The organism is Kribbella aluminosa, from assembly GCF_017876295.1.
Lineage (GTDB): Bacteria > Actinomycetota > Actinomycetes > Propionibacteriales > Kribbellaceae > Kribbella > Kribbella aluminosa.
Window position 1 is genome coordinate 1,681,963 of the sequence record NZ_JAGINT010000001.1, and the last position, 13,587, is coordinate 1,695,549.

The window sequence follows — 13,587 nt, forward strand, 5'->3', positions numbered from 1 at the left end:
GCGGCTGCTGTGGCTGATCTGGTTGCGGAGGCGGTGGCGGCGGCCCATGTGAGCGAGTGGGCCGCTGTGCTCGCCGCGACCGCGCGGGTTGCGGCGGATCTCGACCTGGCCGAGGACTGCGTCCAGGACGCGTACGCGAAGGCGCTGGTGCACTGGCGCGAGCAGGGTGTGCCGCGACGCCCGGGTGCTTGGCTGACGACGGTCGCGACCAGACGGGCGTTGGAGCACCGGCGGCGGGCGGATGTCGCTCGTCGCAAGCTCCCGCTGCTCGTGCCCGACGAGGACCCGGCCGACCAGACCTTTCCCGACGACCGTCTGCGGCTGGTCTTCACGTGCTGCCATCCTGCGCTGTCGCAGGAAGCTCAGATCGCGCTCACACTGCGCCTGGTCTGCGGCCTTTCCTCGGCCGAGATCGCCAAGGCCTTCCTGGTGAAGGAAGCCACCATGCAGGCCCGCATCACCCGGGCCAAGCACAAGATCTCCCGCACCGGCATCGCGTACCGGATCCCACACGTCCCGGAGCTGCCGGAGCGCATCGAAGCAGTCCTCGACGTGGTCCACCTCGTCTACACGGCCGGCAATCAGTGGGGGATCGACCTTGCCCGGATGGTTCGGTTGTTGCTGCCGGCGAGTGCTGAGGCGGCCGGGTTGCTGGGGTTGTTGCTGCTGACCGAGGCGCGACAGGCGGCGCGGGTCGATGGCGCGGGACAACTGGTGCTGATGGAGGACCAGGATCGGCGCCTGTGGGATCGGGGGCTGATCGCCGAGGGGTTGGAGTTGGTGCCCGAAGCCGTCCGGGAGGGCGGGCGGTTCGGGTTGATGGCGGCGATCGCCGCGGTGCATGCGGAGGCCGGATGCTGGGAGGCCACCGACTGGTCCGAGATCCTGGGACTGTACGAGTTGTTGTTCGCTCGGTGGCCGTCGCCGGTGGTCGGGCTGAACCGGGCCGTGGCCGTCAGCTATGTGGAGGGGCCTGCGGCGGGACTGCAGCAGTTGCCCGACGACCCGGCGTTGGCGACGTACTCGTACTTGTACTCGACCCGGGCGGAGCTGCTCAGACGGCTCGGGCGGACCGAGGAGGCGCGGGCGGCCTACGAAGAAGCGCTTGCCTTCACCACCGATCCGGTGGAGGTCGGGTTCCTCCAGGGGCGGCTTACTCGAGACGTTTGAGTACGTCGTCGTGCAGCCGGCCGTTGGTGCCTACCGCGTTCGGGCCGTTCGGGCCTGGCGTACCGTCGACCGACGTGAACTTGCCGCCGGCCTCCTCGACGATGATCGCGAGCGCGGCCATGTCGTACAGCTCCAGCTCCGGCTCGGCCGCGATGTCCACGGCGCCCTCGGCGACCAGCATGTACGACCAGAAGTCGCCGTACGCCCGGGTCCGCCAGACCGAGTCCATCAGCTCGGCCCACTGGTTCTTCTTGCCGATCTTCTCCCAGCCCTTGAGCGACGCGTACGACAGCGACGCGTCCTCGATCCTGCTCACGTCGCTGACCCGGCACGGCTGCGACGAGTGCAGCGCGCGGCCGGTCCAGGCTCCGTCGCCGTACGACGCCCACCAGCGCTTCCCGAGCGCGGGCGCCGACACCACGCCGACGACGACCTGGTCCTCGATCATCAGGCTGATCAGCGTCGCCCAGACCGGGACGCCGCGGATGTAGTTCTTCGTGCCGTCGATCGGGTCCACCACCCAGCGCCGGATGCCCCAGCCCGACGTACCGTCCTCCTCGCCCACGAACGCGTCCCGCGGGCGGGCCCGGGAGAGCGTCTTACGCATCACGTCCTCGACCTTCTTGTCCGACTCGCTCACCGGAGTGAGGTCGGGCTTGGTGGCCACGTGCAGGTCGAGCGCCTTGTAGCGGTCCATCGTGGTCGAGTCCGCGTCGTCGGCCAGGATGTGGGCGAGCCGCAGGTCATCCGTGTGCGAAGGCATGCCGGAAGGCTAGCCTGAACCGTCCCTGAGCGCGCCACGAGCCCGGTACGAGTTGTGGCCGGATTGAACCAAATCGGATCGTCGAACGTGCCATGAGAGTCTGACCACGTCGTTACGACTGCCGGGAGGCGTCAATGTTCGAGCGCTTCGGGGACCTGCCGCTCCACGTACTGGTGATCCATCTTGCCGTGGTGGTGCTGCCGGTGAGCGCCCTCACCGCGATCGCCTTCGCCGCGGTGCCGAAATGGCGGTGGTTCCTGCGCTGGCCGGCGCTGGTGTTCGGCGTCGGCGCGCTGGTGTGCGCGTTCGTGGCGAAGAAGAGCGGCGACGCGTTCGTGGCGGCACTGCCGCAGTTGCGGCAACTGGTCGAGCTGCATCGCTCGCGCGGGAACCTGCTGCTTTGGCTCGTCCTGGCGTTCGCCGTCCTCGTGGCCGCTGCGTTCCTGCTGCTGAGCGGTCCGCGCGTACCGACGGGTGGAACGGGTGCGAGGGCAATCAACAGCCGACCGCTCGAGCTGGTCGTGACCGCGGCCGTCGTCGTGATGGCCGTCGTGGTGATCTACCAGACGATCCGCACCGGCGACGCCGGCGCGCGAGCGGTCTGGGGCGGCTCGCTGCCCAAGAAGTAGCGGACCCCCGGCACTGACCAACGCTGCCGGCTTCGCGGCGTTACGCCTGCGGGGGCGGCTCGGTGCCGTCGCGGGAGGGGTTGGTCAGTGCGGCAGGTTCGGTTCGGCCTTCGCGGGAGGCCAGCAGACGGCGGAACGACGCCACCCGGGCGGCGTCCACGCGACCTTCGGCGACCGCTACGTCCAGGGCGCAGTCGGGTGCGTCGGTCGCGTGCGTACAGCCGCGGGGGCAGTCCGCGGTGAGGTCCGCCAGGTCGGGGAACGCGTCGATCAGCTTGTCGGCGTCGACGTGCGCCAGCCCGAACGAGCGGATCCCGGGGGTGTCGATCATCCAGCCGCCGTCCGGGAGCCGCAGTACGACGGTGTTCGTCGACGTGTGCCGCCCGCGGCCGGTGACCTCGTTGACGACGCCGATCGCCCGGCCGGCGCCGGGGATGATGCCGTTCACCAGCGTGGACTTGCCGACGCCGGAGTGGCCGACCAGCACGCTCGTCCGGTCGTGCAGCTGCTCGCGGAGCTCGGCCAGGTCGCCGCCCTGCTGGGTGGCCACCGACTCGACGCCGAGCGGGCGGTAGATCGACAGCAGCGGGTCCGGGTCGGCGAGGTCGGTCTTGGTGAGGCAGAGCAGCGGCCGCATGCGGGCGTCGTACGCCGCGACCAGGAAGCGGTCGATGAGGCCGGTCCGGGGCTCCGGGTTCGCGACCGCGACGACGATCACCAGCTGGTCGGCGTTCGCCACCAGGGGGCGCTCGACCGGGTCGTCGTCGTCGGCCGAGCGGCGCAGCAGCGTCGTCCGGGGAAGCACCTCGACGATCCGGGCAAGCGAGCCCTCGTCGCCGGTCGCGTTGCCGTCGAGCTTGACCCGGTCGCCGACGATCACCCCGGTGCGGCCGAGCTGACGGGCCTTCATCGCGGTCACCTCGCGACCGCCGTCCGGGTCGTCGACCCAGCAGGCGTAGCGCCCGCGGTCGCGGGTGAACACGAAACCGATCACGGCGTCGTCGTACGACGGGCGGTCCTTGGTCCGCGGCCGGGTCCGGCGCTTGGGCCGGTCGTACCTGGCCTCCTCGTCGTACCGGGACATCAGGCCACGAGCCCCGACCACATGTCGGGGAACTCGGGCAGGGTCTTCGCGGTGGTGCCGATGTTCTCGATGCGCAGGTCGTCGACGAGCAGGCCGAGGACCGCGGCGGCGTGGGCCATCCGGTGGTCGTCGTAGGTGTGGAAAAGCCCGCCGTGCAAGGGCTTCGGGCGGATCGCCAGCCCGTCCTCGAGCTGCGTCACGTCGCCGCCGAGCGCGTTGAACTCGGCCTCGAGCCCGGCCAGCCGGTCGGTCTCGTGGTTGCGCAGGTGCGCGATGCCGCGCAGGTACGACGGCCCGTCGGCGAAGGCGGCGACCGCGGCGATCACCGGCGACAGCTCACCCACCTGGCTGAGGTCGAGGTCGCACGCCTGCACCCGCCCGGTCCCGCGAACCGTCAGCCCGTCCGCCCCGAGCGTCACCTCGGCACCGAACCGGGTGAAGATCTCAGGCAGCTGACCACCCGGCTGCGTGGTCTCCGCGGGCCATCCGGTCACCGTGACGGAGCCGCCGGTGATGACGGCCGCGGCCAGGAACGGCGCCGCGTTCGACAGGTCCGGCTCGATCGCGGTGTCCAGCGCCCGAACGGTGCCCGGGGCAACGACCCAGCGGTTCGGCTCGGCGTCGTCGACGTGGACGCCGCGTTCGCGCAGCATCGCCACCGACATGTCCAGGTGCGGCTGCGACGGCACCGGCTTGCCGTCGTGCCGGATGTCGACGCCCTCGTCGTACCGCGCGCCGGCCAGCAGCAGCGCGGACACGAACTGGCTCGACCCGGACGCGTCCAGCGTCACCTTGCCGCCGCGGACCGAGCCGGTGCCGGACACGGAGTACGGCATCCGCCCGGTGCCGGCGTCGTCGATCTGTACGCCGAGGGTGCGCAGGGCGCCGAGGATGACGTCCATCGGCCGCTCGCGCGCGTACTCGTCGCCGTCGAACGCGACCACGCCGTCCGCGAGCGCGGCGACCGGCGGGACGAACCGCATCACGGTGCCGGCCAGACCGCAGTCGACATTCGCCGGGCCTTTGAGTGAGCCTGGGGTCACGGTCACCGTCGTACCGCTCTCGGTGATGCCTACTCCGAGCGCGACCAGCGCGGACCTCATCAGCCCGGTGTCACGGGCCGCCAGCAGCCCGGTGAGCTGCGACGGACCGTCGGCGAGGGCGGCGAGGACGAGGGCACGGTTGCTGATCGACTTCGACCCGGGCACGGTGACCCGTCCGTTGACAGCTCCGTCAGCCAGCGGTGCCGGCCAGCCCTGATCTTCGCTCATGCCACTCCCTAGGCTCGTCATCTCGAGCCTGAGCCTATCGCTATTGCACCTTCCAGCCCTGCGGCAGCAGCAGCGACAGGTACTGCGGGGAGTTGTTCAGCACCGGGGCCGGCAAGGTCTTCGGGAACGAGTAGTTGATCACCTGGATACCGGGGGCCGGGATCGCCGCGCCGCCGCTGTAGGCCGGTGCGCCGATGCCCTTCTCGAACGTCGCGACCGGCAGCAGGGTCTTGGCGTCCAGGTAGTAGACGGCGTGGATGCCGACGCCGAGCGGGTAGGGGTTCGACCACGGCCACGTCACCGGGTCGAGTCCGGCGTCCCGGAACGCCCACATCGAGATCGCCGTACCGCCGTAGCCGGCGTCGGTCAGGACGACAGGCTTGAAGTCGACGACCTGCCGCACGTAGGTCCGGCCGCCGGCCGAGAGCAGGGTTGGCTTCGCGGGATTCACGTACCCGGAGTAGCTCCGCAGCTTCGCCAGCACCGTGCCGGCCTGGCCCGGGGTCAGGCCGCTCGAGAACAGGCTGTCGCCGGTGTTGAAGGACTGCTTCTTGGAGCACTCCGGGCTGTCGAACGGGACGACCTGCCACGTCTTGAGGATGTGGTTCCAGCTGTAGCTCTTCCCGCCCTTGCAGATGGCGCTGGTCGGTTCGTTGTCGTTGGCATTGGCGCGGGACGTCGTGGCGAAGTAGAACTTGTCCGTCTTGTGATCGATGACCGAGTCGGTGATCGTCCACGAGTCGCTCCGGGCCAGGAACTTCTGCTGGCTCTCGAAGTACGACACCTTGAGCCGTCCGAGCGGCTGGGTCATCTGTCTGCTGGCCATACCCTCGAAGAACGTCGCAGGATCGACCTCACTCAATGCCTGGGCGGTCACGGGCTGACCGGGCTCGATCGTCTTGCCGTGCGGCGCGCCGGCCGTACCGTCGTCCTTCTTGGACAGCGCACGCCAGCCGAAGATGCCGGCCGGTACGGCGATCACCAGCAGGACCGCCGCGACGACTGCCCAGATCACACCGCGCCGTTTACGCGGCGGCTTCGGATTGCCCGGCTGCTGCGGCGGAGGGTACGGCGCCTGCTGAGCAGGCGGGTACGGCGCCTGCTGGGGTGCTTGCTGGGGCGGGAGAGTCGAGATCGGCTGCCAGGAGCGGCCGTCCCACCACCACTGGCCGTCGTCGCTGTACGTGGGCACCGATCTAGACTAGAACGGTGTAGGGGGCAGATCAGCTCAGCTCGGCCTTGGCGAGTCGGGCGGCGTGCTTGGCCTCGCGGGCCAACTGCTTGGCCTCTCGCTTGGCCGCCTTCGCGCTGCGCTTGGTCTCGCGCTTCGCTGCTTTCGCGCCGTGTGTGGCGCGCCAGGCGACCCCGGGCTTGCCCTCGGTGTCCACCGCGGCCAGCAGCAGCCCGCCCAGCAGCCCCAGGTTCTTCATGAACTGGATGCGCTGCTGGTTGCGCACCATCTTGTCCTTCTCCTGCCAGAACGCGTGCCCGGCGAGCGTCGTCGGCACCAGCGAAGCAGCCAGCAGCGACGCACCGAGCCGGCGGCCCTTGCCGGTCGCCAGCGCGACACCGCCGAGCAGCTGCGCAGCGCCGTTCAGCCGGACGAGGTTGGCCGTGGTGTCCGGGATGCGCTCGCTGACCTGCGGAGGCGCGACCTTCTTCACCATCGGTACCAGCCGGTCGGTCACCGGCTGCGCCTTCGGGACCAGCGGCTCGGGGTTGCGGATCGCGTTCGTGCCCTGCACGACGAAGATGGCGGACAGCAACGGCCTGGCCAGTGCGCGCACGACAGTCATAACTCTTTCATACACCACGGTCCGCACCGGCTCAGATAGGACACCCGTCAGGCCCGCACGCGGCGTCACCGTCGGTCGTTGCGCCCGGCGCGGTGATGAGCGTGACCGGCTTACGGTCGGCGTTCGCGCGTCGCAGGGCCTCCGCGAACACTTCCACGGGCTGCGCACCGCTCACGCCGTACTTCTCGTCGATGACGAAGAACGGTACGCCGTTGGCGCCGTACGCCAGCGCCTGCGCCTGGTCCGCCGCGACCTCTTCGGTGTACGTCGTACCTGCCAGCACCTCGCGCACCCGCTCGGCGGGCAAGCCGACCTCGGTGGCCAGCTCCGTCAGGGTGGCGTGGTCACCCACCGGGAGACCGTCGGTGAAGTACGCCTTCAACAGCCGCTCCTTGAGGCGGCCCTGCGTGTCTGCAGGAACCTCACTGGTCTCGGCAAGCTCACGGGCCAGGTGCAGGACGCGGTGGGCGTCGACGGTGTTGACAGCCTTCGCCTTGTCCAGGTGGTAGTCCAGGCCGACCTCAGCGGCGACCTCGGTGACCTGGGCGTTCGCCTGCAGGCCCCACTCGCGGCCTCGGCCGTACTTCTCGCCCAGGCGGGTCGCCAGGTCCCGCGGGTCGTCGTTCGTCGACGACGGGTCGAGCTGGAAGCTGTGCCAGACCACGGTCGCGGTTTTGGACTCTGGGTCACCGCTGCCGGCGAGAGCCTCTTCGAGCCGACGTTTCCCGATGTAGCACCACGGGCAGACGACGTCGGACCACACATCAATGCGCATAACAGTCGGCAACTGACCAGTCCGTGGACCTATTCCCAACCAGGTCCGTGTGTGACGCGTCTGACGCTCCATGGACGAGGAACTCGTGCGGACCCTGTTGAAAGAGCAGCATCCCGACCTGGCCGACCTGGAGCTCAAGGAGGTGGACGGCGGCTGGGGCAACCAGATGTGGCGCCTCGGCGAGGACCTGGCCTTGAGAATCCCCCGCCACGACCCCACCTCCGTCCCGCTCCTGAACGAACACCGCTGGCTGCCTGAGATCGCGGCCCGGGTCCCGCTGCCGGTCCCGACTCCTGTGCGGCTCGGTGAGCCGTCGGACAGCTTCCCCAAGTCCTGGCTGGTCACCACCTGGGTGTCCGGCGAACCAGCCGACCGTACGCCGATCACCTCGGCGCAGGCCGCCGATACCTTGGCCGCGTTCCTGCACGCCCTGCACACCGAGGCCCCGGCCGACGCGCCGCGAACCCCGGGCCGGGGCGACGGACTGCGCGGCCACACCGACGGCTTCGAGAAGTGGGCGGACGAGTTCGCCGTCGAGGACGCCGTACGGGAGGTGTGGGCCGACGGGGTCGCGGCACCGGCGTACACGGGTAGGCCGGTGTGGCTGCACAGCGACCTGCATCCCGCGAACGTGGTCGTTGCCGACGGCACCCTCGCGGGCGTGATCGACTTCGGCGACCTGTCCCACGGCGACCCGGCCACCGACCTGTCGGCCGCCTGGCTGCTCCTGCCCGACGGCTCGGTGGACCGCTTCTTCGACGCCTACCCCGTCGACGAGCCGACCTGGCGCCGCGCCCGCGCGTGGGCCGCGGCCCGTGCTCTTTCGCTGATCGCCATCGGCTCAGCGGGCGAGAAGGGTCTCCCGGGCGGCAAACCGACCTGGCTGCCGGCTGGGCACGTTGCGATGAAACGGGTTCTCTCAGGGGTTTGACGACGGCCTCCAGACTCGGCCCGCCGAGAGGAGGCCCGGTAAGCATGCGGGACGAGTTGGCGGGGCACCTGTCGCAAACTGCGTGAGCGGGCCGGCCGGAGCCTGCGTGAGCTTGCCCGCGACATCAACGCCAGCAGCTCCTCCTTGTCGCGGTACTTCTCCGGTCAGGCCGTACCGCCGTGATCACCAGCCGCCGACGCATGGTCGACCTGGACGGTGTCCAGCTGATCTCACTCGACGTCCTGCCGAGCGAGGACGCCGTACAGCTGCTGGTCCTCGCCGGAGCCTCCGCAGCCCGGCGGGGAGCCATGACCGTCGTGGCCGGCGCTGGTACGGGCGTCTACCGCGCTGAGCTGGCCGGACCCCTCGAGCCGGTCGAGATCCGGGTCGATCGCGCCGGATCCACGCTGGCGGTGCAGAGCTGGTACGCCGGGGTGTACGCCGTCACCACGGGTGCGGCCGGAGCGCTGGTGACCCACCGCGTGCACCGGGTCGTCCCAGGTCATCCGGGCTTCGCGGACGCGATCGCCGACCTCGGTCTGCGGGCCCGCGTCGCGACCTGGACGAAGTACTGGGTGTCGTCGCCGACCGGCTCGGCTGCTGACACCCGTCCCGTCACCACGCCCGAGGCCGTGTCAGTGCCGCGGCTGCCCGGTGTCAGGCCGGTCTTCCAGAGTGGTGGCAACAACAAGGTTCGCAATCATCAGAAGGGCAACACCATGTCGACGTTCAACACCCCCAAGGCCATCTCCGCAGTACTGAACATCCCCGCCGGCCGGATCCAGTTCGTCGCCGCCGAGCGGACCGACACCGCGGTCCAGGTGCGGCCCCTCGACCCGTCGAAGGGGCGGGACGTGAAGGCGGCCGAGGCGACGCAGGTCGAGTACGCGGACGGCGTACTGCGGATCACGGTCGTCACGAAGAACCAGTACTTCGGCCCGAGCGGGTCTCTCGCGGTGCAGGTCGAACTGCCTGCCGGTTCCCAGGTCGAGGTGAAGGCGGCCAGCGCCGAACTGCAGACCACCGGGACGCTCGGCGCGGTGGTCGTCGAGAGCTCGCACGGCTCGATCAACCTCGCCGACGTGGCCAGCGCCCGGGTCACCACCGTCGCCGGCGACGTCTCGATCGGCCACCTGAACGGGCCGGCCGAGGTGCGCACCAGCAAGGGCGACATCCGGATCGCCGAGGCGGTGCAGGGCGCGCTCGAGCTGCGCACCGACGTCGGCGAGATCGAGGTCGGCGCCGCCGCCGGCGTCTCGGCCGCCCTGGACGCCGGCACCACCACCGGCCGGATCAGCAACTCGCTGAAGAACTCCGAGACCGCCCAGCTCACCATCCAGGCGACCACGACCGTCGGCGACATCGTCGCCCACAGCCTCTGACCGAAAGGAACACCACTGATGGCAACGAACGGAATCTCCGCGGCCGCTCAACGCCGGCTGCACGAGGTCCTGGCCGGGTACGTCGACTCCGGGAGGATTCCCGGGGTCGTCGCCCTGGTCGGCCGCGGTGACGCCGAGCCGCACGTCGAGACACTCGGGACCATGCGCCACGACGGCGGCCCGCCGATGCAGCGGGACACGATCTTCCGGATGGCGTCGACGTCCAAGCCGGTCTCGGTCGCGGCGGCGATGGTGCTGCTCGACGAGTGCAAGCTGCGGCTCGACGACCTGGTCGAGACCTGGCTGCCGGAACTCGCCGACCGCAAGGTGCTACGGACGATCAACTCCGAAGTGGACGACTCCGTGCCGGCCAAGCGGCCGATCACCGTCCGGGACGTGCTGACCTCGACGTTCGGGCTCGGCATGGACATGACCTCGCTCGGTACGCCGATCATGAACGAGGTCTTCGCCCAGGGCCTCACGCCGAACCTGCCCGAGCCGATGCCCGAGCAGGACGAGTGGATCCGCCGCCTCGGGACCCTGCCGCTGATGCACCAGCCCGGTGAGCTGTGGCAGTACCAGATCAGCAGCGACCTGCTCGGCGTACTGGTCTCCAGAGTCTCCGGACAGTCGTACGGCGACTTCCTGCAGGAGCGGGTGTTCGGGCCGCTCGGCATGAAGGACACCGGGTTCTACGTACCGGCCGAGGAACTGCACCGGCTGCCGCCGCTCTACGTGCCGGACCCGGCGACCGGGGAGTTCCACGTGTGGGACGAGGTCGAAGGCGGCCGGCACAGCACGCCGCCGGCGTTCCAGGGCGGAGGCGGCGGGCTGAACTCGACCGCCGACGACTACTACGCCTACTTCCGGATGCTGCTGAACCAGGGCGTGCACCAGGGCGAGCGGATCCTGTCCCGGCCGGCCGTGGAGCTGATGACCACCAACCGGCTCACGGCGGAGCAACTGGTCTGGCGGGAGGCGTTGGCGCGGGACAACGTGCACATCTCGTTCGGCCAGGGCCAGCACGGCGGCTGGGGCTTCGGGATGGCGGTGCGCACGTACCGCGGCGACTACGCCCCGGTCGGTCAGTTCGGCTGGGACGGCGGCTCGGGTACGTCGACGTACGCGGACCCGACCAACCAGGTCGTCGGCATCCTGCTGACCCAGGTCGGTGCATCCACGGCGACGCCGATGCAGCTCATGCAGGACTTCTGGACCACCATCTACCAGTCCCTCGACGACTGACGTGCAGACCGGCCATTTCAAGGGTTGCCCCCTGAAATGGCCGGTGGTGTGTCAACCGCAGCGCCGGACAGCCAGCAGGGCGTACACCCGGGCAGCATGCAGTACATCGGCCAGTACGACGTGCTCGTCCGCGGCGTGCGCGTACCTGACGTCACCCGGGCCGTACTGCAACGTCGGGATACCCGCCGCGGCGTACTGCCGCAGATCGGAACCGTACGGCGCTCCTTGCACCGCCGGGGCCTCCCCGCGAACGTCAGCCACCGCCTGCACCGTGTCAGCCAGCAGTGGGTCCCCGTCCGGCAGCATGCCCGACGCGAACTCACCACCCGGCCAACTCACCCGCACCGGGTGCTCCCGCAGCCAGTCGTCCTTCGCACACGCGTCCGCGACAGCCGTCTCGAAAGCGGCCCGTGCCACCGCAAGACCTTCACCCAGGCGTACGCCGTACCTGCCCTCCGCCAGCAACCGATCCGGCACCGTGCTCGCCCAGTCGCCGGCCGCGATCGTGCCGACCGAGAGCGGGTTGGCCAGGTCGAGGTGCGCGAGCAACGGATGCGGGTCCCGGTTCCGGTCGCGTTCGAGGTCCTGCAGCGCGGTCTGGATCACGGTGAACTTCTCGATCGCGTTCACTCCACGGCTACGCGTCGAGCCGTGCGTCGCGCGCCCAGGCACCTCCAGCCGGAACGTCAACGAGCCCGCGTTCGCCGGGATCACCGTGCCCGCGGTCGGCTCCGCGATCAGGCAGGCCGCGCCGCGATGCCCGCGCCGCAGGGTCGCGAACGCGCCGGCGCCGCCGTCCTCCTCGCCGATCACCGTGTGCACGGCCAACGGTCTCCGCAACTGGATGCCCGCAGCAACGATCGCGGCGACCGCGCCGAGGATCGCCGCGACGCCGCCTTTCATGTCACAGGTCCCGCGGCCCCACATCACACCGTCCTCGACCCGCGCGTCGAACGCCGTACCGGGCACCACGTCCACATGCCCGTTGAGAATCAGCCCCGGCGTACCGGCACCACCGAGAACGCCGGCACAGCCCCAGGCCTCGGCGCGCTCGACCTCCATCCCGGGGAACTCCGGATCGTCCACCGGTAGCTCGAGCGGCCAGTGGTCCACCGTCATCCCGAGCGCGCGCAACCGCGCCGCACACCAGGCCTGGACGTCGACCTCGGCCGCGGTCCCGTCCACACTCGGGATCCGGACCAGCTCCTGTAGATCGTCGACAATCCGCTTGTCGTCAATCGCCTCCAGAACGGCCCGCTCAGTCTCGACATGCACAGCACCTGAATACCACCGATCGGCCGACAAGAACTGGCCGATCGCCCGACAGACGGCGCGCCGCAGCGCCGCCTCCCCTTGCAGCGGGATCCACCTTGAGAGGTTCACCCATCACATTGCCCCTTCACCAATGGTGTGCAGGGGGTGAACGGGCAATCTGAAAGGTGAACCCCTGAAGCTGCGGTCGGTTTGGCACACCTCGGCTGCCTGTACGGACGACCTTCCGCGGATCTGAGCTAAGAGCCGACCCCGAGTGGAAGATGTGCATTGTCGACAGGACATGTCTGCGGCTGGGTAGTGCACCTGAGCGTGAACTTGCCCGCGCGTACAGCGTCTCACCAGTGCACTACCTGTCTACCTGCCCACCCACTCGTCCAGGCCTGGATCCGTGAACCCCACCCGGGCAGCGCTAGGCGTCGAGTAGTTCGAGCAGGCGGTGGCCGCCGTGGGTTACCAGGGCGTGGGAGTACGTCGAGCGGTTGTGGACGAACTCCGCGACCGACGCGAACGCCGCCCCCGCGCAGACCGCGACCGCGGCGCGGCCGTTCGCCCGCAACGCCGCCTCGAGGAACAGCTCGTCGACGCCGGCCGCGGCGCCGTCCCGCGCTGCGGAGGCTGCCAGCGACACCAGGTCGTACGCCCGGGCCCCGCCGCCGGCTGCCTCGATGTCCACGATGCCGGTGATGCGGCCGTCGGACACCAGCAGGTTGCCCATGTTCAGGTCGCCGTGGACGAAGTCGTGCCGGGGCAGTACATCGTCGCGGTACGGCCGGCACAACTCGCCGTACCGCCGGACCAGCTCGGATGCCTGATCGTCGTACCCGAGCACACGCTCCCACACGCCGTCCCAGCCGTCGAAGACGACGCCGTGCGACCAGCCGGACCAGGTCACGTCGTGGTCCTCGGGGACCAGGTCCCGCTGGAGTTCGCAGATCCCGATCAGCTCCCGCGCCAGCGCCTCGTCGAGCACGGGCGCGCTGCCGGGAACCAGTTCCTGCAGCTGGTACGGCGATCCCGCGGCGGTGGTGCCGACCGCCAGCCAGTCGGGCGTCGGGTACCCGACGGCGCGGGCCCGGCGGACGAGCTCGGCTGCCCGCCGGACCCGTGGAGCCCAGTCCGGGTTGTCCGTCCACTTGAGGACGACGCCGCCGGTCAGCTCGTACGCGGTCGACTGCAGACCACCGGTCAGTTGCCGCACGACCTGATGGTCGGTGCCGAGGGCAACGTTCAGTTCGGCGACAACCGACGCGGTGGTGTCCTTCATGA

The 13,587-nt window shown here is 70.0% G+C and carries 14 protein-coding genes; 6 read left to right on the plus strand and 8 right to left on the minus strand.

The annotated features are described in order from the left end of the window. Nucleotides 1-9: 9 nt before the first annotated feature. Complete coding sequence (locus tag JOF29_RS08330) at nucleotides 10-1,170, plus strand: RNA polymerase sigma factor (protein WP_307863210.1); 1,161 nt, start codon at nucleotides 10-12, stop codon at nucleotides 1,168-1,170. Here the strand turns inward: JOF29_RS08330 and hisN are convergent. Continuing rightward, complete coding sequence (hisN, locus tag JOF29_RS08335) at nucleotides 1,154-1,933, minus strand: histidinol-phosphatase (RefSeq protein ID WP_209693642.1); 780 nt, start codon at nucleotides 1,931-1,933, stop codon at nucleotides 1,154-1,156. The genes JOF29_RS08330 and hisN overlap by 17 nt on opposite strands. Before the next feature lie 134 nt (nucleotides 1,934-2,067). On the opposite strand from hisN, the gene JOF29_RS08340 reads away from it, so the two are divergent. Further along, a complete protein-coding gene (locus JOF29_RS08340; RefSeq protein ID WP_209693643.1) occupies nucleotides 2,068-2,562 on the plus strand; it encodes a DUF2231 domain-containing protein in 495 nt (164 codons plus the stop codon). A 40-nt stretch (nucleotides 2,563-2,602) separates the two neighbouring features. On the opposite strand, the gene rsgA is transcribed toward JOF29_RS08340, so the two are convergent. The 5 genes from rsgA to JOF29_RS08365 are packed head-to-tail and all read right to left on the minus strand — an operon-like array spanning nucleotide 2,603 to nucleotide 7,488. After that, nucleotides 2,603-3,646: a ribosome small subunit-dependent GTPase A gene (rsgA, locus tag JOF29_RS08345; RefSeq protein ID WP_209693644.1), complete on the minus strand. Its 1,044-nt coding sequence runs from the start codon at nucleotides 3,644-3,646 to the stop codon at nucleotides 2,603-2,605. Beyond that, the gene (gene aroA, locus JOF29_RS08350; RefSeq protein ID WP_209693645.1) at nucleotides 3,646-4,917 is read right to left on the minus strand and encodes a 3-phosphoshikimate 1-carboxyvinyltransferase; all 1,272 of its coding nucleotides are present in this window, start codon (nucleotides 4,915-4,917) and stop codon (nucleotides 3,646-3,648) included. The genes rsgA and aroA overlap by 1 nt, the downstream gene beginning before the upstream one ends. A 40-nt stretch (nucleotides 4,918-4,957) precedes the next feature. Continuing rightward, nucleotides 4,958-6,109, minus strand: coding sequence for a hypothetical protein (locus tag JOF29_RS08355; protein ID WP_209693646.1), 1,152 nt, complete (start codon nucleotides 6,107-6,109; stop codon nucleotides 4,958-4,960). Between the two features lie 31 nt (nucleotides 6,110-6,140). Then, nucleotides 6,141-6,713 carry a DoxX family protein gene (locus JOF29_RS08360; RefSeq protein ID WP_209693647.1) on the minus strand — a complete coding sequence of 191 codons (573 nt, stop codon included), beginning with the start codon at nucleotides 6,711-6,713 and terminating at the stop codon, nucleotides 6,141-6,143. Nucleotides 6,714-6,744: 31 nt separating this feature from the next. Beyond that, on the minus strand, nucleotides 6,745-7,488 hold the full coding sequence (locus JOF29_RS08365) for a DsbA family oxidoreductase (RefSeq protein WP_209693648.1): 744 nt from the start codon (nucleotides 7,486-7,488) through the stop codon (nucleotides 6,745-6,747). An 85-nt stretch (nucleotides 7,489-7,573) separates the two neighbouring features. On the opposite strand from JOF29_RS08365, the gene JOF29_RS08370 reads away from it, so the two are divergent. From JOF29_RS08370 to JOF29_RS08385, 4 genes are all read left to right on the plus strand, one after another. Then, complete coding sequence (locus JOF29_RS08370) at nucleotides 7,574-8,419, plus strand: aminoglycoside phosphotransferase family protein (RefSeq protein WP_307863211.1); 846 nt, start codon at nucleotides 7,574-7,576, stop codon at nucleotides 8,417-8,419. 78 nt (nucleotides 8,420-8,497) lie between these two features. Continuing rightward, nucleotides 8,498-8,602 (plus strand): helix-turn-helix domain-containing protein, encoded by a 105-nt coding sequence (locus JOF29_RS45890; RefSeq protein WP_209696029.1) that lies wholly within the window; start codon nucleotides 8,498-8,500, stop codon nucleotides 8,600-8,602. A 17-nt stretch (nucleotides 8,603-8,619) separates the two neighbouring features. Then, entirely contained in the window at nucleotides 8,620-9,801 is a 1,182-nt protein-coding gene (locus JOF29_RS42850; RefSeq protein ID WP_245357503.1) for a DUF4097 family beta strand repeat-containing protein, read from the plus strand. Nucleotides 9,802-9,819: 18 nt separating this feature from the next. Further along, entirely contained in the window at nucleotides 9,820-11,046 is a 1,227-nt protein-coding gene (locus JOF29_RS08385; RefSeq protein ID WP_209693650.1) for a serine hydrolase domain-containing protein, read from the plus strand. Between the two features lie 51 nt (nucleotides 11,047-11,097). Here JOF29_RS08385 and JOF29_RS08390 read toward each other — a convergent pair whose 3' ends face one another. Further along, nucleotides 11,098-12,321, minus strand: a complete 1,224-nt coding sequence (locus JOF29_RS08390; protein ID WP_209693651.1) for an ArgE/DapE family deacylase — start codon at nucleotides 12,319-12,321, stop codon at nucleotides 11,098-11,100. 409 nt (nucleotides 12,322-12,730) lie between these two features. Next, nucleotides 12,731-13,585, minus strand: coding sequence for a phosphotransferase family protein (locus JOF29_RS08395; RefSeq protein WP_209693652.1), 855 nt, complete (start codon nucleotides 13,583-13,585; stop codon nucleotides 12,731-12,733). Nucleotides 13,586-13,587 lie beyond the last annotated feature (2 nt).

Excerpts from the sequence above, each read along its gene's own strand:
- JOF29_RS08365 (WP_209693648.1), bottom strand. The coding sequence starts at position 7,488 with ATGCGCATTGATGTGTGGTCCGACGTCGTCTGCCCGTGGTGCTACATC.
- JOF29_RS08395 (WP_209693652.1), bottom strand. The coding sequence starts at position 13,585 with ATGAAGGACACCACCGCGTCGGTTGTCGCCGAACTGAACGTTGCCCTC.
- JOF29_RS08340 (WP_209693643.1), top strand. The coding sequence starts at position 2,068 with ATGTTCGAGCGCTTCGGGGACCTGCCGCTCCACGTACTGGTGATCCAT.
- rsgA (WP_209693644.1), bottom strand. The coding sequence starts at position 3,646 with ATGTCCCGGTACGACGAGGAGGCCAGGTACGACCGGCCCAAGCGCCGG.
- JOF29_RS42850 (WP_245357503.1), top strand. The coding sequence starts at position 8,620 with ATGGTCGACCTGGACGGTGTCCAGCTGATCTCACTCGACGTCCTGCCG.
- aroA (WP_209693645.1), bottom strand. The coding sequence starts at position 4,917 with ATGAGCGAAGATCAGGGCTGGCCGGCACCGCTGGCTGACGGAGCTGTC.
- hisN (WP_209693642.1), bottom strand. The coding sequence starts at position 1,933 with ATGCCTTCGCACACGGATGACCTGCGGCTCGCCCACATCCTGGCCGAC.
- JOF29_RS08360 (WP_209693647.1), bottom strand. The coding sequence starts at position 6,713 with ATGACTGTCGTGCGCGCACTGGCCAGGCCGTTGCTGTCCGCCATCTTC.
- JOF29_RS08385 (WP_209693650.1), top strand. The coding sequence starts at position 9,820 with ATGGCAACGAACGGAATCTCCGCGGCCGCTCAACGCCGGCTGCACGAG.